The following is an 18,333-nucleotide window of genomic DNA, read 5'->3' as shown; positions in this document are numbered from 1 at the left end:
GATTGTGGCGGATTCCCCTATAGATCGCCAATTCTGGACCAAAGATGGCCAATAATCTCTCGCCCGCTGGCGGCAACATATCGCCGTAAGAGGACAGGGGCAGACCATGATTTCCACGCATTTGCTGTTGATTTATCTCGCCGCGCTGGCGGCCATCTACGCGGTGCCGGGGCCGGACATGGCGCTGGTGCTGCAGACCAGCATCGGCCGCGGCGTGCGGCCGGGGATGGCGGCGGCGGCAGGCCTGTCGCTCGCGCGGACCGCGCACGTGACGCTGTCCGCCTGCGGCGTCGCGGCGCTGATCCGCAGCGCGCCGTGGCTGTACGAAGTGATCCGCTACGGCGGCGCGCTCTATCTCGCGTATGTCGCGATCCAGGTGTTCCGTTCCCCCGTGTTCGCGCTCGGCGATGGCGACGCGGCAGCGACGGCGGGCGAGCTGCGCCAGTCGTTCGTGAAGGGCTTGCTCACCAACCTGCTGAACCCGAAGGCGCTGCTGTTCTGCTCGGTGCTGCTGCCGCAGTTCGTGCGCCCCGAGGCCGGCCCGGTCGTGTTGCAGATGTTCGAGCTGGGCGCGTTGCTGGTGGCGGCCGGCGTGTGCTTCGACCTCGCGTGCGTGTTTGGCGCATCGCGGATCGCCGCGTGGATGCGCGCGCATCCGCTCGCGCAGACGGTGCAGCGCTGGACGTTTTCCGCGGCGCTGATCGGCTTTGCGCTGCGGCTGTCGATGGACTGAGCGCCGATGCGGCGTCGCGCCTGCGCGGGTCGCGCGGCGCGTCGTCGCACCCGATGGAAGCCGCGCGCACCGCCGGCCCTGGCTTGCGCCCCGTCGCAGAAGGGCGTGCGCGCAAATCGTCCGACTGTTCTAAACTCCCTGTTACTTCGCGCTGAGCGAACCCGACCGAACGAACGGAACCGTCTCCCGCCGGCCCTGTCCGATTTCCTGGCTGTTCCGTGCAACGCGGTACCAAGGAGGGTCTGAACATGGCAAGGCATCTTCACGCCGACCGTGAACCCCGAATCGTCCCCGAGTCCAAGTGCCTCGGCCCGTGCGATCCGGCAGAACGCATCCACGTCACGATCATGTTGCGGCGGCAGGAAGAAGGGCAACTCGATACGCTGCTTCACCAGCTCGCCACCGGCGACGCGCAAGCGAAACCGGTGTCGCGCGAAACCTTCGCGCAACGCTTTTCCGCCAATCCCGACGACATTCGCAAGGCCGAGGACTTCGCACGTCGCCACCAGTTGACGGTCGACCGCGTCGATCCCGTCGAAAGCGTCGTCGTGCTGTCCGGCACGATCCAGCAGTTCGAAGCCGTGTTCGGCGTCAAGCTCGAGCGCTTCGAGCATCAATCGATCGGCCAGTATCGCGGCCGCTCGGGCCCGATCGCGCTGCCCGACGATCTCGGCGATGCCGTCACGGCCGTGCTCGGCCTCGACAGCCGCCCGCAGGCGCGGCCGCACTTCCGGCTGCGACCGCCGTTCAAGCCCGCGCGCGGCGGCGCGGCGGGCGTCACGTTCACCCCGATCCAACTGGCATCGCTGTACGGCTTCCCGGCCGGCGACGGCGCCGGGCAGTGCATCGCGATCATCGAGCTCGGCGGCGGCTACCGCGCGGCCGACATCCAGCAGTATTTCCGCGGGCTCGGCATCACGACGCCGCCGACGCTCGTCGACGTGAACGTCGGCACCGGCCGCAACACGCCGACCGGCGACCCGAGCGGCCCGGACGGCGAAGTCGCGCTCGACATCGAGATTGCCGGCGCGATCGCGCCGGCCGCGAAGATCGCCGTGTACTTCGCGCCGAACAGCGACGCGGGCTTCATCCAGGCCGTCAACGCGGCCGTCAACGATACGACCAACAAGCCGTCGGTGATCTCGATCAGCTGGGGCGGCCCGGAGGCGATCTGGCAGGCGCAGTCCGCTCAGGCGTTCGACCGCGTGTTGCAGGCGGCGGCCGCGCAGGGCATCACGGTGTGCGCGGCGTCCGGCGACAGCGGCTCGGGCGACGGTCTGCAGGACGGCGCGGATCATGTCGACTTCCCGGCATCGAGCCCGTACGTGCTCGGCTGCGGCGGCACGCAGCTCGACGCGCTGCCCGGGCAGGGCATCCGTAGCGAGGTCGCGTGGAACGACGAGGCCGCCGGCGGCGGCGCGGGCGGGGGCGGCGTCAGCACGCTGTTCGACCTGCCGGCGTGGCAGCAGGGGCTCACCGTCACGCGCGCCGACGGCCGCAGCGCACCGCTCGCAAAGCGCGGCGTGCCGGACGTTGCCGGCGACGCGTCGCCGCAGACGGGCTACGAAGTGTCGATCGCGGGCACGGCCACGGTGATGGGCGGCACGAGCGCGGTCGCGCCGCTGTGGGCCGCGCTGATCGCGCGGATCAATGCGGCGGCGAGCGGTGCGACCGCCGGCTGGGTCAACCCGGTGCTCTACAAGAATCCGGGCGCGCTGCGCGACATCACGCAGGGCTCGAACGGCACGTATGCGGCCGCGCCGGGCTGGGATGCGTGCACGGGCCTCGGCAGCCCGAACGGCGCGCGGCTCGCGGCGATCCTGACGCGCAAGCCGTCGAGCTGACGGCAGCGGTTCACGTCTTTCCGTATGGCGCGGGCTTCCTGTCCGCGCCTTTTTCTCACCTCCAGGAGCAGCACGATGGGCATCGATTCCGCATCCTCCGGCGGCGTGTATCCGCTGCATCACGGCGACCACAATTCGCATGGCGTGCCGCCGACCGTCAATCCGGTCGCGCTCAGCCACGGGCGCGACCAGCCGTTCTTCGATCCGGTCGCGTACGGCAACGGCCCCGACGATTCGGTGACCGACACGACCGAGGCGGCCGCGATCACGCATCACACGATCCTGATCGACGGGAAGCGCATCGCCTACACGGCGACGGCCGGCCACCTCGTGACGGTCGACCCGAGCAGTTCGCAGCCGGCCGCGAAGATCTTCTACGTCGCGTTCACGGCCGACGGCGCGAAGGAGGAAACGCGGCCCGTGACATTCTTCTATAACGGCGGGCCGGGCTCGTCGTCGGTGTTCGTGCTGCTGGGTTCGTTCGCGCCGAAGCGCATCAAGACGTCGATGCCGGGCTTCACGCCGCCTGCGCCGTACCAGATGGAGGACAACCCGGACAGCATGATCGACCACAGCGACCTGGTGTTCATCAACCCGGTCGGCACCGGCTATTCGGCGGCCGTCGCGCCGAACAAGAATCGCAATTTCTGGGGCGTCGACCAGGACGCGGATTCGCTGAAGCAGTTCATCAAGCGCTACTTGACGAAGAACAACCGCTGGAATTCGCCGAAGTACCTGTTCGGCGAATCGTACGGCACCGCGCGCAGCTGCGTGCTCGCGTACAAGCTGCACGAAGACGGCGTCGACCTGAACGGCGTCACGCTGCAGTCGTCGATCCTGGACTACCGGCAGGCCGGCAACCCGGTCGGTGCGCTGCCGACCGCGGCGGCCGATGCGTGGTATCACAAGAAGCTCGGCGTTACGCCGGCGCCGACGGATCTCGGCGCGTTCGTCGAGGAAGTCGCGCAGTTCGCGCGCACCGACTACCTGAACGCGTTGCGCACGGTCCCGCATGCGGACCCGGCGGCCGTGCAGAAGCTGTCGCAATACACGGGCATCGATACGGCGACGCTGCAATCGTGGAGTCTGAACATCGCCGGCTACGACGCGCGCGGCAATTCGCTGTTCCTGACGACGCTGCTGCATGCGCAGGGGCTCGCGCTCGGATCGTACGACGGCCGCGTGACCGGGATCTCGTCGGGTATCGCCGGCAAGATCGACCCGAACTCGGGCGGCAACGATCCGACGATGACGGCCGTGACGGGCGTCTATACGGCGATGTGGAACAGCTACCTGAACGAGCAGCTGAAGTTCACGTCGAATTCCGCGTTCACCGACCTGAACGACCAGGCGTTCCAGAACTGGGATTTCAGTCACATCGACCCGACCGGCGCGCAGCAGGGCATCGATGCGCAGGGGAACGTGATCCTCTATACGGCCGGCGATCTCGCGGCGGTGATGGCGCTGAACGTCGACCTGAAGGTGCTGTCGGCGAACGGCTTCTACGATTTCGTCACGCCGTTCTACCAGACCGTGATCGACCTGCAGCAGATGCCGCTCGAGGATCCGAAGGTGCGGCAGAACCTGTCCGCGCGTTTCTACCCGTCGGGGCACATGGTGTATCTCGACGGCGGCTCGCGTACCGCGCTCAAGCGCGATCTCGCGGCGATGTACGACGCGACGGTCAGCGATACGGGCGCGCGGATGCGGATTCGCGCACTGCAGGCGAAGAAGACGGGCGGGCACGCGTAGCGTTGCCCGCCGGTACGACGCCGCGCGCAGCCGTTACGGTGCGCGCGGCGGTATTGTCCAGTCTGGGCGGCCGCTTATGCAGCCGGCCAGTCGAACATCGTGTACGGCAGCGCGCGCTTGTGGCGCGAAGCGTCGTAGAAGCGCAGCACCGTCTCGTACACGTGGTCGCTTACCGGCTTGCCTTCGAGGAAATCGTCGATCTCGTCGTAGCTCACGCCGTACGCGTGTTCGTCGGGGCGCAGCGGGCGCAGTTCCTCGAGATCGGCAGTCGGCACCTTCATCACGATCAGTTCGTCGCCGTCAAGCGCACGGGCCACCGCGCGCACGCGACGCTTGTTGAGCCCCGCGAGCGGCAGGATGTCCGCGCCGCCGTCACCGAATTTCGTGAAGAACCCCATCAACGATTCGGCCGCGTGATCGGTGCCGATCACGATGCCGCGCCGTGCACCGGCCACCGCGTACTGCGCGATCATGCGCTCGCGCGCCTTGATGTTGCCGTGCACGAAATCCTGCTGCGCCGGCGTCTCGAACGCATGGCCGGACACGGCCAGCGCGGCGAGCATCGCGTCGGCGGCCGGCTTCACGTTGACGGTCAGCTCCTCGTCCGCGCGGACGAACGCGAGTGCGCGCTGCGCATCGTCTTCGTCGTTCTGCACGCCGTTCGGCAAGCGCATCGCGATGAAACGTGCGTCGTAGTCGTCGGCGCGCAGGCGTTCGACCGCCAGTTGCGCGAGCCGGCCGGCCGTCGACGAATCGACGCCGCCGCTGATGCCGAGCACGTAGGTCCGCAGGCCGGTCGAACGAAGGTATTGCGCGAGGAACTCGACGCGGCGGGCAATCTCGGCCTCGGCGTCGAATTGCGGGGCGACGTTCAGTTCGGCAATGATCGCGCGTTGGCGGCTGGCGAAATCGGCGGATGTCATGAAGGAAGTTCCGGAACAAAATCAAGGCGCCCATCATAAGCGCAATCGCGCCGCGGCGCCGCGCCGGGCGTGCGATCCGGCGATGTCGCGTTGCTTCGGCGAGACGGGCTGCATCGCCGTGGTGCACGGTGCGCCGGGCGGGTGCAGGATGCCGCGCAACGGGCATTCGCATGGCCGGTAGTCGATGCGCGTGGCGGGCGTGCAGGCAGCCGCACGACTACGCACACGGGCAGGTGCGTCAGCGTCGCGCGAGCACGACGCCCACCAGCGCGAGCGCGAAGCCGGCGAGCTGGATCGCCGCGAGCGTTTCGCCGAACAGCCAGTAGCCCTGCAGCGCGGCCAGCGGCGGCGCGAGGAACAGCAGCGATGTCGCGCGCGCGGCGTTGCCGCGCCGCAGCATCCACATCAGCATCGTGACCGCGCCGCCGGACAGGAACACGATGCCCCATACGAGCGACACCCACAGCGCCGGCGCGCCGATCCAGCGCGTCTCGTGCAGCAGGGCGACGGAGATGGCCGCGACGATCGCCGCACCGAAGTTCTGGATGGCGACCGCCGTGCGCAGGTCGCTCTGCGCGAGCTTGCCTTTCTGGTACAGCGAGCCGGCGGTGATCGACCCGACCGCGAGCACCGAGACGGCCACGACGAGCCACGCCGGCGCGGCGCCCGGCGGTGGCGCGACACCGCCTGTGACCTTCGGCGCCAGCACGAGCGCGACGCCGGCGAGCCCGAGCGCCATCCCGAACCAGCCGGGGGCAGGCAGGCGCTCGTTGAACAGCGGGACGGCGAGCACGGCGGTGGCGAGCGGCTGCAGCGCGCCGAGCAGCGCCATGACGCCCGCGTTCAGCCCTTGCGCGACGGCCCAGTAGCTTGCGCCGAGATAGATGCCCTGCAGCAGCGCGCCCGCGATCAGGTGGCGCGGCCATTCGCGGCGGGCCGGCCACGGTGCGCGCGCGACGAGCGCCACCGCGCCGAACAGCGCGGCCGTGCCCGCGAAACGCGCGAGCAGGAACAGGTTGGGATCGGCGTAGGGCTTGATTGCCCGCGCAACGATGAAGCCGGTGGACCAGAGGGCGACGAAAGCGGCGGCGACGATCGAGGTAAGCATGCGTGGCGGGCCGCGACGCGGCCGGACGGAATCGTGAAGTCGGCCAGTATCGGGGGAAGCGATGCGGGCGTCTTGTCGAATCCTGCACTCATGCCGCGCATCGTGTGAATGCGCCGGCGCTCGTTGCGTGCCGTGCAACCGGCTTCCGGCGCGGGCCGGTGATCGATCGGGGCAGGCGCTCGGACGGGAAGGGCACGCGCCGCGTGCGGAGCGGGCGAGCGTGAAGCCGCGGGGATCAGTCGATCGAGAACGTGTCGAGCGGCTGGTTGGCGCGCGCGTCGTTCGCGAAGCGCGCGGCGAGCTGTTCGTAGAGCCGGCGGGCCTCGTCGAGCGTCAGGTCGATCCAGTACGGATCGCCGGCCGCGTCGTTGAGACGTTCGGGCGGAAACTGGATTTCGATCACACTGCCTTTGCGATACATGGCGCGAGCCCCTTTGCTTGGTCTGTCGTTCGGCGAAGCGCAGAGTGTAGCAACCGGCGCCGCGCCGATTCGCGCGCGTCAGGCAATACAGAATTTCGCTTTCGGGAAACCCGGCCCGGCGGGTTTCCCGACGCAGTCAAATGCCGGTCAAACGGCCGTAATACAATGGGCCGCTTACCCATTACCAGTCGCCTCGGGCGCACACGCGATGCTGGCGGAACAACGTCATCAATTCATTCTGTCGGAACTCGGGCGGTCGGGCGCATTGTCGGTCGCGGAACTCGTCCGCTCGCTCGACGTGTCGCGCGAAACCGTGCGGCGCGACCTGAACGCACTGGCCGCACGCGGCCTGCTCGTGATGACGCATGGCGGCGCGCTGGCCGCGGATCGCCGCGAGCCGAGCCTGTCCGAGCGCGAAGCCGCGAACGCCGAAGCGAAGCGCACGATCGGGCGGCGCGCGGCCGAGTTCGTGCCCGACGATGCATCGGTGCTGATCGATTCGGGCAGCACGCCGCATGCGGTTGCGCTGGCGCTCGCCGACCGGCACCGGCTGTCGGTCTACACGAACGACTGGCGCACCGCGTTCGTGCTCGCGCGGCGCAACGGCAACCGCGTGACGCTGCTCGGCGGCGAGCTGTCCGACGACGAGGACGCCACGTTCGGGCTCGACACGATCCAGCAGCTCGCGCAGTACCACGTCGATTTCGCGTTCGTGGGCGCCGGCGGGATCACGCCCGACGGCGAGTGCACCGACTACTCGCGACTCGCGGCCGAAGTGCGCAGCCGGATGATCGCGGCGGCGGGCATGGCGATCATCGTCGCCGATCATTCGAAATTCGGCCGCGTGACGCCGGTGCGCATCAACGGCACGGCTGCCGCCCGCTATCTGGTGACCGAGCGCGCACCCGACAAGGCCGTGCGCCGCGCGTTGACCGCGCGCGGGATCGAACTGCTCGTGTGCGACTGACGCGCGTCCGACATACAAGGTTCATCGAACCGTCATCCGCAGGGAAGAACCGGCGTCAAGACTGACTCATTCACCTCGACCGGCCGCAAGGCCAGGGAGCAACGAATGACCGTCAGCGTGCGCAGCTATCTTTCCCCCACCCTGGTCCTGCTGGCTTTCGACTGGCCCGATGCGGCGTCGCGTGCCGATTTCCTCGGCTTCGCGATCCGGCGCACGCCGGGCTTCTGGTCGGCCGACGGCAAGACGCGCGCGCCGGACAGCTGGCTGCCGAACCGCCTGACGTTCGACGGCCCGGCCGCGCACACGCAGGGCGACGCGCCGACCGACCAGGCGCCGATCCAGAAATTCATGTGGTGGGACGCGCGCATCGATCCGCAGGATCGCGGCGCGGCGTTCCGCTATGACGTGTATCCGGTCGTCGGTACGCCGGCGAACCTGCAGGTGCTCGACGCGCAAGCCGGCGTGTGCGACGTCGTGTTGCCCGCGCACATCGAGGACGGCATCGGCACGTGGTTCAACCGTGCGGTGGTCAGCTCGCAGGCCTTCGCGAAGCAGGTGGCGGCGCTGGGCCTCGCGCCGAACGCGGCGCCGAGCGACGCGCAGGCGCTGAAGCTGCGCACGTGGCTCGCGAACGACATGGAGCAGGTGTTCGCGGAGATGCTCGACCCCGCGTCGCGCGCGGCGTCGGCCGTCTATCACCTGACCGACACGCTGTGGGCGCGGCCGGCGTTCGAAGCGTTCGGACGCCGGCACGGCGAAGCGTCGCTCGCGATCGTCTACGACGCGCACACGACGGCGCGCAAGGGCAAGCCGCCGCTGCCGTCGCCGAACCAGCCGGCCGTCGACGCGCTGCAGGGTCTCGCGACGCTCGCGCCGCGCGACAAGACGCACATCATGCACGACAAGTTCATCGTGACCGATGCGTCGTCGAATGCGGTGCCCTCACGCGTGCTGACCGGTTCCGCGAACTTCACGACCGAGGGGCTCACGGAGCAGGCGAACGTGCTGCACGCGTTCGATTCGCCCGCGCTTGCCGCGCTGTACAACGATCGCGCGCATGCGCTGGCCGGGAATCCGTCGATCGCGGAGACGGCGCGGCTGTCGCCGGGCTGGTCGGAACCGATGACGATCGGCAGTGCGCAGGTGCGGCTCGCGTTTTCGCCGGAGCCGGCGGGGCAGCGCACCGAGATCGACACGATCGTCGCCGCGATCGCGGCCGCGAAGCATTCGGTGTCGTTCTGCCTGTTCATGCCGACCGACGCGGCGTTGCGCGATGCGTGTTTCGCCGCCGGCGACCGCGGCCTGATGATGTTCGGGCTGGTGAACAGGATCAACGTCGGCAACGCGACGAAGGCCGATGCGGCGCAGCATGCCGGTCAGACGCTCGATGCCGCGACGCTCGCGAACCTCGAGCTGTATCACCGCAGCCGTGACAACCACGACGTGATCGATGCCGCGTATTTCTCGCCGGCCACCGTGCCGCAGGGCTTCGAGCCGGAATTGCGGCTGTTTCCGGGAGAACCGGCGCCGGCCTTTCCGCCCGTCGTGATCCATCACAAGTTCATCGTGATCGATGCGGAGGGCGCGAATCCGGTCGTCTATACGGGCTCGGCGAACATGAGCCGCAATTCCGAGCAGTACAACGACGAGAACCTGCTCGAGATCCGCGATCAGCGGATCGCGGCGATCTATCTTGCGGAATTCCTGCGGCTGTACGAGCACTATCGCGCGCGGGCGCTGGCGATCGGCGCAAAGCAGCACGGCGCCGGCACGGGCACGCATGCGCGGCTCGCGCTCGCGCCCGATTCGAGCTGGGCGAAGAAGTATTACGTGGCGGGAAGCCCGGAAGAGAAGGCGCGGATCGCGCTGGCGTCGACCACGCCGGCGGACTGACGCACGAGAGAACGACGGGCGCGGTCGAGGCGCGCCCGGCGTGAGACTGGCCGCGAAACCGGCCGACGCCGCCGCTTATGCGGCGACGTAGCGCAGCACGGCGTCGGCGATCGTGTCGCGATGCCGCGCGCGCAGGCGCGGTGCCGACGGGTCGCGGCCGAACGCGGCGCCGAACGTGTAGCGGTTCGCCACGCGGTGGAAGCAGAACGAGCTGATCAGCAGGTGCAGGTCGAACGCGTCGATGTCCTGGCGGAACGCGCCGCTCGCCGCGCCGCGTTCGACCAGTTCCTCGAGCGTCTTGATGATGCTGACGTTGCGGTTCTTGAACGACTTGAGCTGTTCGAGATACTTCGCGCCGTGGATGTTCTCGATCGACACGAGGCGGACGAAGTCGCGATGCTTGTCGTGATAGTCGAACGTGAATTCGACGAGGCGGCGCATGCCCTCGCGCGGCTCCATGTCACCGACGTGCAGTTCCTGCTCGAGTGCGCGGATATCGCCGTACACCTTCTCCAGCACGGCCTCGTACAAGCCTTCCTTGCTTTCGAAGTAGTAGTAGAGCATCCGCTTCGTCGTGTTGGTCCGCTCGGCGATGGCATCGACGCGCGCGCCCGCGAGGCCCATCGCGGAGAATTCCTGCGTGGCGACGTCGAGGATATTGCGCTTGGTTTGCTCGGGATCGTATTTGCGCCGCGCATCGGACGGAAGCGCGCGGGTGTCGGACGTGGCGGCCTTGCTTCCTGCTTTCATGTGACTTTATTGTGGCTTCGGCGGCTTGGAAAAGCCATTCTAGCATGCGGGAAATCCCCGCCCGGCCGACCTGACGCTCTAATCGGCAGGGCGGTTTCGGCCACCGTGGCCGCCGCTCAGCGGCGGCAGGAGGCGAGCGCGTCGCGGGCCTGATACGCCGTGTACGTGAGCTGCGCGGCGGCGAGGCCCGCCAGCCCGAACGTGCGCGTGAGCCCGAACGCATTGAAGCCTTCCGGCACCGGCCGGCCTTCGGCCAGCGCGGCCGCGAGCGCTTCGCCGGCCACCGTGGTCGGCGCCATCCCGTGGCCGCCGAACGCGATCGCGTGCCACACGCCGTCCGCGTCGCGGCCGATCTGCGGCATCTTGTGCCGCGCGTAGCTCATCAGCCCGCCCCACGCGTAGTCGACCTTCACGCCTTCCAGTTGCGGATACACGCGCAGCAGGTCGCGCCGCAGCAGGCGCGCGATTGCGTCGGGGCCGCGGTCGAGCACGGAGATCCGGCCGCCCCACAGGATGCGCGTGTCCTTCAGCGGACGGTAATAGTCGAACGCGAAACGCGTGTCGTAGATCGCGTACGGCGCGTCGATCGCGTCGGGCAGGCGCGCGCCGAGCGGTTCGGTCGCGATCACGTAGGTCGCGATCGGCAGCACCGCGCGCTCGATGCGCGGCGACACGCCGCGCGCGTAGCCGCCGCCGGCGAACACGACGTCCTTGGCGCGCACCGTGCCCTGCGCCGTGCGCACGATGTACCCGGCGCCTTCGCGCGCGATGCCGAGCGCGGCCGAGCGTTCGTACACGCGCGCGCCGCCGCGCGATGCGGCCGCCGCGACGCCGAGCACGTACTTGAGCGGATGGAAGTGGAAGGCGTTCGGCTCGAACAGGCCGCCGTAATAGCGCCGCGTCTTCAGCCGCTTGCGCAGCGCGTCCGTCGAAACGGGTTCCCAGTCGACGCCGAGTTCATCCTTCATCAGCGTGCGCACGCTGTCGAGCCGGGACGGATCGTCGAACCAGTTCGCGAGCATCACGCCCTGGTCGACGATGTCGCAGTCGATGCCGTAGCGCGCGATCCGCGCGCGGATCAGGTCGACCGCATCGACGGTGAGCCGGTACAACCGGCGCCCTTCGTCGCGGCCGAGCGTGCGCAGCAGGTCGGCGTTGTCGAGGCTGTAGCCGCCGAACACGAAACCGCCGTTGCGGCCCGACGCGCCGAAGCCGACCCGTTCGCTGTCGAGCACGACGACGTCATGCACGCCGCGCTCGACGAGGCCGAGCGCCGTGCACAGGCCGGCGAGGCCGCCGCCGACGATGCAGACCTGCGTGTCGATCGTGCCGGTCAGTTGCGGGTAGGGCTGGCGGGTAACGGTGGCTTCGTAGAAGTTCTGCATGCGATTTCGTTGACTCGTAACGGCGGAAAAACAGGCGGCGCGCGTCGATCTTGCCTGAACGTGCGCGCCGCGTCGAATGGGGGGCTGGGCGTCGGCCGCCGCGTTCGGGGGCGGCCGGTGCGATCCGGGCCGATCCGCGCGGTCAGGCGCCCGGCGTCGGGTTGGCCGGCCGGGCGACATAGCCCGCGTAGCCGGTGTCGGCCTGCGGCGCGGGTGCGGGCGTCGCGTTGCGTTCGATCCACGGCGCGATCTCCATGTCTTCGTAGCGCACGAGGCGGCATTTGCGCACGAGCGCGTAGCCGAGCCAGATCGCGAGGAAGAACGGCAGGCCGATGTAGGTCGCGGCGACGCCGACCCAGTCGATCTTGTCGGAGAGGAACGCCTGGTAATCCTGGCCGAGCGCGACGACCGCGCACAGCGCGAATGCGAACAGCGGGCCGAACGGGAACCACTTCGACCGGTACGGCAGTTGGTCGAGCCGGTAGCCCTGTTTCAGGAAGCCCTTGCGGAACCGGTAGTGGCTGACCGCGATGCCGAGCCACGTGATGAAGCCGGCCATGCCCGACGTGTTCAGCAGCCACAGGTACACGGTCTTGTCGCCGTAGAGCGACGTGAGGAAACACAGCGCGCCGACGGCCGTCGTCGCATACAGCGCGTTGCGCGGCACGCCCCCGCGCGACAGCTTCGCGAAGATCTTCGGCGCGCGGCCTTCGACCGCGAGGTTGTAGAGCATCCGCGTCGACGCATACATGCCCGAGTTGCCGGCCGACAGCACGGCCGTCAGGATCACCGCGTTCATCACGCCGGCCGCGAATGCGAGGCCCGCGTGGCGGAACACCAGCGTGAACGGGCTCACGCCGATGTCGGTCACGTCGCTCTTCAGCAGGCTCGGGTCGGTATAGGGAATCAGCACGCCGATCACGAAGATCGCCAGCACGTAGAACAGCAGGATGCGCCAGAAAATCTGCTTCACCGCGCGCGGGATCGTCGTGCGCGGGTTTTCCGATTCGCCGGCCGCGACGCCGATCATTTCGGTGCCCTGGAACGAGAAGCCCGCGATCATCGCGACGCCGAGCATCGTCGCCCAGCCGCCGGCGAACGGCGCGTCGCCGATCGTGAAGTTGCCCCAGCCCGCGCTCGGGCCGCCCTGCATGATCCCGAAGATCATCAGCAGGCCGACGCCGACGAACGCGAGCACCGTCAGCACCTTGATCAGCGCGAACCAGTATTCGGCTTCGCCGAAGCCGCGCACCGACAGCGCGTTGAGCGCGAAGATCAACGTGAGGAACAGCGCGCTCCACCAGACGCCCGGCACGTGCGGGAACCAGTAGTGCATCACGAGTTGCGCGGCGACCAGTTCCACCGCCAGCGTCACGGCCCAGCTGTACCAGTAGTTCCAGCCGAGCGCGAAGCCGAAGCCTTCGTCGACGAACTTCGCGCCGTAGGTCGCGAACGAGCCCGACACGGGCATGAACGCGGCCATTTCGCCGAGGCTCGTCATCAGGAAATAGACCATCAGGCCGATCACCATGTACGCGAGCATCGCGCCGCCGGGGCCGGCCTGCGAGATCGACGCGCCGGACGCGACGAACAGGCCCGTGCCGATCGAGCCGCCGATGGCGATCATCCGCAGATGGCGGGCCTGCAGCGCGCGGTGGAGGGACGGCTTCGCGGGCGGCGAGCCGGACGGACGGGGCGAATCGGGGCGGGTATCGGAATGCATGGCGGGCGCTGGGCGCTGTCTCCGGGATTGTTTTTCGGTGACGAAGCGCGACGCGTTGCCGGCTGCCGGCCGGGCAGCGGTAATGCGGTGCTGAAACGGGCCGGATGAACCGGGCCGCGATGCGTGTCGCCTTCGTCTGTCGTCCGGCAGCCGTCACGGCGGCCGGCGGCGCGCCGGGTGCATTGCACCTCGACGTCGCAACGATTGTGTGTGCCCGGTGCATGGGCCGGCAAACGATATTTCCGAACAGGGTGATGCAGCTTTATCATCAACTTGCATCGCGTCGGGATGCGTCCGATGGCCTGGCTGCGGGCGTTGGAAACGTCCCATATCGGCACGAGAATGGATCGGTCCGGCTCGCCGAGGTGTTGCGTTTTCGGAATGAAGTCGTGAGTTAATATCAATAGCGGCCCGACTTGTGGCCGCCGACAATGTGTTTCATGGATCGTGCCGCCGCGAGGCGGGAGCGCGCCGTCCGGCGGGCTTCCGGCGGGGGCGCAGCGCGATGCGCCGTGCGGCGCACCGGGTCTGCCGCGCGGCGCATCCGCTTGCACAGGGCGCGCGAACGCGCTCCAATCGAATCACGCGGGCGGCGCTGCCGCCGCACCGATCAATCTGTCCCTGAAGAGGAAGTGATGCAATTCAACGACATTCTTGCCGCGCTCGATATCGATCTCGCCCAGTGGAAAGGCAACGCGTTGACCGCGCGTTCGCCGCTCGACGGCGCGACGCTCGCGACGCTGGCCGTCGACACGCCCGCCGACGCCGAGCGCAAGATCGACGCCGCGCACGACGCATTCCTCAAGTGGCGCACGGTGCCGGCGCCGGTGCGCGGCGAACTCGTGCGCGTGTTCGGCAACGTGCTGCGTGAGCACAAGGCCGAGCTCGGCCGCCTCGTCACGCTCGAGGCCGGCAAGATCACGTCGGAAGGCCTCGGCGAAGTGCAGGAAATGATCGACATCTGCGATTTCGCGGTCGGCCTGTCGCGCCAGCTTTACGGCCTCACGATCGCCTCCGAGCGCCCCGGCCACCGGATGATGGAAACGTGGCACCCGATCGGCGTGTGCGGCGTGATCTCGGCGTTCAACTTCCCGGTCGCCGTGTGGGCATGGAACGCGGCGCTCGCATTCGTGTGCGGCGATTCGGTCGTGTGGAAGCCGTCCGAGAAGACGCCGCTCACCGCGATCGCGTGCCACGTGCTGCTCCAGAAGGCGATCCGCGAATTCGAGAAGACCCACCCGGGCGTCGCGCCGGCGGAGCTGAGCCAGCTGGTGCTCGGCATGCGCGATGTCGGCGAGGTGCTGACGGCGTCGAAGAAGGTGCCGGTGGTCAGCGCGACGGGCAGCGTGCGGATGGGCCAGGAAGTCGCGAAGGTGCTGAGCCAGCGTCTCGCGCGCGGCATCCTCGAACTCGGCGGCAACAACGGGATGATCGTCGCGCCGAGCGCCGATCTCGATCTCGTCGTGCGCGCGGTCACGTTCGCGGCGGTCGGCACGGCTGGCCAGCGCTGCACGACGCTGCGCCGCCTGTTCGTGCATCGCAGCCTGGTCGAACAGCTGCTGCCGCGTATCGAGAAGGCCTATGCGTCGGTGAAGGTCGGCAACCCGCTTGAAGAAGGCACGCTGGTCGGCCCGCTGGTCGATCGCGCGTCGTTCGACGCGATGCAGAAGGCGCTGGCCGATGCACGCGAGCAGGGCGGCGAAGTGAAGGGCGGCGAGCGCGTCGACGTCGGTCACGCGGATGCGTACTACGTGCGTCCGGCCATCGTGCGGATGCCGAAGCAATCGGCGGTGGTCGAGCGCGAGACGTTCGCACCGATCCTGTACGTGATGGTCTACGACAACTTCGACGACGCGATCGAACTGCACAACGCGGTGCCGCAAGGCCTGTCGTCGGCGATCTTCACGAACGACATGCGCGAGGCCGAGCAGTTCATGTCGGCAGCGGGCAGCGATTGCGGGATCGTCAACGTGAACATCGGCACGAGCGGCGCGGAGATCGGCGGCGCGTTCGGCGGCGAGAAGGAAACGGGCGGCGGCCGCGAGTCGGGTTCGGATGCGTGGAAGGCGTATATGCGCCGCGCGACGAACACGATCAACTACAGCCGGCAGTTGCCGCTGGCGCAGGGGGTGAAGTTCGATGTTTGATGCGGAGCGCCCGGGAGGGCGCTGCGTGTGAGTAGAAAGGGCCGGCTGCCGCGTTGCGGTGCCGGCCCTTCGTTCATCCGCGCGACGGCGGGCGTACGAGCCGCGTCATGCGTCTCCCGCAGCCGGCATGTTCTGCACCACCAGCATCTGCGGGCTCGACAGCGTGATCCCCGCCGCGCGCAACTGCTTCAGGATCTCGAACAGCAGATCGCTCTTCGTCGAACCGGCGATCCGCGGGCTCGACACGTAACCCGTCACGCTCAGCGTGATGCCATCCGGCGTGAGCTGGCTGAACGTGACCGACGGCGCCGGCTTCTCGAGAATCGCCTCGTGCGAGCGATACGCGTCGAGCAGCAGGTCGCGCACCTGCTCGGGATCGGTGTTCAGCGGGAACGTCAGCACCAGCGTCGCGACGCCCTGCGTGCTGTTGCCCATCGTCACGTTGCGCAGGTTCTGCGAGATCAGTTGCGAGTTCGGCACGATCACGGTCGAGCGGTCGCTGAGCTGGATCTCGGTCGCACGCACGTTGATGCGGCGAATGTCGCCCTCGACGCCCGCGATGCTGATCATGTCGCCGACCTTCACCGGGCGTTCGGTCAGCAGGATCAACCCCGACACGAAATTCTTCACGATCTCCTGCAGGCCGAAACCGATACCCACCGACAACGCACTGACGATCCACGCGAGGTTGTTCCACCGGACGCCGAGCAGCCCGAGCGTCATCAGCACGAGCAGCACATAGCCGACGTTGGTGAACAGCGTGATCAGCGACACGCGCATCCCGGTATCCATGCCGAGCGCGGGCATGAACTCGCTGTCGAGCCAGCGGCGCAGCGAGCGCAGCAGGTAGAAGCCGATCGCGAACCCGATTCCCGCGTTCATGATCCGGTCGGGCATGATGTTCAGGCTCTGCAGCCGCTGGCTGCCGATCATCGCGACTGCACTGTCGAGCAGATCGCCCGGCGTCGTGCCGAAGCCGCCCGTCATCAGCGCGATGGCCGCGATCAGCATCAGCAGGCTCGTGCCGAAACCGGACAGGACCGTGCGGGCCTGGTCGAGGTGCCGGTCTTCGAGCGCGAACAGGTGCTTGATCTGCCGGCCCGTCGACAGGCCCGGCGAGAACAGGCTTTCGCTCGCGTCGCGCGTCAACTGGATCAGGATGTAGGTGGCGCACAGCACGATCTCGAACCACACGAGCTCGTACGTGATGAAGCGCGCCACCGTGATGTAGCCGATCAGGAGTGCGATCAGCGTCGCGACGATCGCCAGCGTGACGCCGGCGTGGATCAGCCCGGCGAGCGTCGAGCGCTGCTCGGGCGCCTCGCCGGCCGCCGCGAGCCGGCTACGCGCGCGGTTCGAGCGCAGCAGCGACGCGCCGACCGTGACCGCGACGACCAGCGACACGATCCCGCGGCCGAACAGCGTGACCGACAGGCTGGTGTCGACGATCCGGTTGATCGATTCGAGCGTGCCGGACATCAGCAGCAACGCGGCCAGGATGCCGGGGAACGGCTTCATCGCGCGCGCGACGGGATCGGCGAGCGCGGGCAGGCGCCACGACGGATGTTTCGTGCAGAGCAGCGCACGGCCGAGCCCGGCGATCAGTGCGCAGGTTGCGGCGAGCTTCGCGAACTGATCCCACAGATCGCTCAGCGCTGGCGTGAGGTCGTAATGGCGTGCGACGGCGAGGTAAAAGATCTGGACGGCGATGGCAGTTGCCAGCAGCGTCGACAGCGCGGTCGACAACGCCAGCGCGCTGCGGCGCAAACGGGTGGCCGGCAGGCGGTTCACGCAAAACCACGCGAGGCCGCGCTCGATGAGCCGGCGGCCGCCCATCCATGCCGCGAACGCGGCAACCAGCAGCAGCACGGTGATCGCCTTTTGTCCCGGCACCCACGACGAGCGCAGCATGTCGAGCATTTCTTCGTCGAAATCCCCGAGCCGCTGGGCGTCGTCCGGCGAAAGATGGAACAGCGGCAGCCAGAACTGCGCGCTGAAAATGCCGCCCGAACGGAACGCGAGCTGGTTCTTCAGCAGGCCGCGATGCAGCTTCGCGAACTGCTCGTTCAGGTTCGTGACGCTGGTCTTCTGGTCGGCAACCTGTTTCAGCGCCGCATCGATCTGGGTCTTGCGCGTATTCAGCGTGGCCCGCTGCTTCGCGACGGCCGGCGCTTCCGGCGCGGCGCCCTCGGCAGGCGCCGGGCCCAGGACGTCGAGTTGCGCCTGGATTTGCGCGCGCTGCGGGACGAGATCGCTCTGCAGCTTGTCGACGTCGGTGCTCAGTTCCTGCGTCGAGTCGCTGAGCGCGTCCAGTTCCTTGCTGTTGGACGCGGTCGAGGTCTGCTGCTTGATGCGGTCCAGTTCCGCCTGCATCTGCTTGAGCTGCGCGACGGCGTCGTTCAGCGAGATGGCCGGGACGGGCGCGCCGACGCCGCTCGCGCTCGGGGCCGACGCGGCCGCCGGAAACGCCGACGCGGTCGCGATCGCGGCGAACTGCAGCAGCGCGATCAGTGCGATCCGGCGAGCGTAGTTGGATAGTCGTTGTATGAACATGGAATGCTTACGATTTGCCGACGATGCCGGTCGCCGAAAGGCGCCCGGAAGCCGGTGGTTGGCCCGGTAGCATGTTACCGGGGTGTGGCGACGAGCGATGTTCGAATCCGCGGGGGCGGAATCGGGGCGCCGCA

13 protein-coding genes are annotated in these 18,333 nt (G+C 68.3%); 6 read left to right on the top strand and 7 right to left on the bottom strand.

Annotated elements, in window-relative coordinates; translation table 11 throughout:
* Window positions 1–106: 106 nt before the first annotated feature.
* From HWX36_RS22595 to HWX36_RS22585, 3 genes are all read left to right on the top strand, one after another.
* Complete coding sequence (locus tag HWX36_RS22595) at window positions 107–733, top strand: LysE family translocator (protein ID WP_027790530.1); 627 nt, start codon at window positions 107–109, stop codon at window positions 731–733.
* A 248-nt stretch (window positions 734–981) separates the two neighbouring features.
* Complete coding sequence (locus HWX36_RS22590) at window positions 982–2,577, top strand: S53 family peptidase (protein ID WP_175954887.1); 1,596 nt, start codon at window positions 982–984, stop codon at window positions 2,575–2,577.
* 75 nt (window positions 2,578–2,652) lie between these two features.
* Window positions 2,653–4,329: a peptidase S1 gene (locus HWX36_RS22585; RefSeq protein ID WP_175954885.1), complete on the top strand. Its 1,677-nt coding sequence runs from the start codon at window positions 2,653–2,655 to the stop codon at window positions 4,327–4,329.
* Window positions 4,330–4,403: 74 nt separating this feature from the next.
* Here the strand turns inward: HWX36_RS22585 and nadE are convergent, their stop codons facing one another.
* From nadE to HWX36_RS22570, 3 genes are all read right to left on the bottom strand, one after another.
* Complete coding sequence (nadE, locus tag HWX36_RS22580; protein ID WP_175954883.1) at window positions 4,404–5,252, bottom strand: ammonia-dependent NAD(+) synthetase; 849 nt, start codon at window positions 5,250–5,252, stop codon at window positions 4,404–4,406.
* Window positions 5,253–5,490: 238 nt separating this feature from the next.
* Window positions 5,491–6,360, bottom strand: coding sequence for a DMT family transporter (locus HWX36_RS22575; RefSeq protein ID WP_175954881.1), 870 nt, complete (start codon window positions 6,358–6,360; stop codon window positions 5,491–5,493).
* A gap of 235 nt (window positions 6,361–6,595) precedes the next feature.
* On the bottom strand, window positions 6,596–6,781 hold the full coding sequence (locus HWX36_RS22570) for a hypothetical protein (protein ID WP_060083291.1): 186 nt from the start codon (window positions 6,779–6,781) through the stop codon (window positions 6,596–6,598).
* A gap of 208 nt (window positions 6,782–6,989) precedes the next feature.
* Between HWX36_RS22570 and HWX36_RS22565 the strand changes: the two genes are divergently transcribed.
* Both HWX36_RS22565 and HWX36_RS22560 read left to right on the top strand, forming a co-directional pair.
* Window positions 6,990–7,748 carry a DeoR/GlpR family DNA-binding transcription regulator gene (locus tag HWX36_RS22565; protein ID WP_175954879.1) on the top strand — a complete coding sequence of 253 codons (759 nt, stop codon included), beginning with the start codon at window positions 6,990–6,992 and terminating at the stop codon, window positions 7,746–7,748.
* A 105-nt stretch (window positions 7,749–7,853) separates the two neighbouring features.
* Complete coding sequence (locus HWX36_RS22560; RefSeq protein WP_175954877.1) at window positions 7,854–9,641, top strand: phospholipase D-like domain-containing protein; 1,788 nt, start codon at window positions 7,854–7,856, stop codon at window positions 9,639–9,641.
* A gap of 75 nt (window positions 9,642–9,716) precedes the next feature.
* On the opposite strand, the gene HWX36_RS22555 is transcribed toward HWX36_RS22560, so the two are convergent.
* The 3 genes from HWX36_RS22555 to HWX36_RS22545 form a co-directional block, all read right to left on the bottom strand.
* Entirely contained in the window at window positions 9,717–10,391 is a 675-nt protein-coding gene (locus HWX36_RS22555) for a TetR family transcriptional regulator (protein ID WP_175954875.1), read from the bottom strand.
* 116 nt (window positions 10,392–10,507) lie between these two features.
* The gene (locus HWX36_RS22550) at window positions 10,508–11,776 is read right to left on the bottom strand and encodes an FAD-binding oxidoreductase (RefSeq protein ID WP_175954873.1); all 1,269 of its coding nucleotides are present in this window, start codon (window positions 11,774–11,776) and stop codon (window positions 10,508–10,510) included.
* A gap of 142 nt (window positions 11,777–11,918) precedes the next feature.
* On the bottom strand, window positions 11,919–13,403 hold the full coding sequence (locus HWX36_RS22545) for an amino acid permease (RefSeq protein ID WP_244136494.1): 1,485 nt from the start codon (window positions 13,401–13,403) through the stop codon (window positions 11,919–11,921).
* A gap of 731 nt (window positions 13,404–14,134) precedes the next feature.
* Here HWX36_RS22545 and HWX36_RS22540 point away from each other — a divergent pair.
* A complete protein-coding gene (locus tag HWX36_RS22540; protein ID WP_175954869.1) occupies window positions 14,135–15,646 on the top strand; it encodes an aldehyde dehydrogenase family protein in 1,512 nt (503 codons plus the stop codon).
* A gap of 105 nt (window positions 15,647–15,751) precedes the next feature.
* Here HWX36_RS22540 and HWX36_RS22535 read toward each other — a convergent pair whose 3' ends face one another.
* On the bottom strand, window positions 15,752–18,199 hold the full coding sequence (locus HWX36_RS22535) for a DUF3772 domain-containing protein (protein WP_175954867.1): 2,448 nt from the start codon (window positions 18,197–18,199) through the stop codon (window positions 15,752–15,754).
* Between the last annotated feature and the right edge of the window lie 134 nt (window positions 18,200–18,333).

The organism is Burkholderia sp. BCC0405 (assembly GCF_902833075.1).
Classification (GTDB): domain Bacteria; phylum Pseudomonadota; class Gammaproteobacteria; order Burkholderiales; family Burkholderiaceae; genus Burkholderia.
The sequence above is the reverse complement of the archived record's forward strand: the minus strand, read 5'-3'. Positions and strand labels throughout refer to the sequence as shown.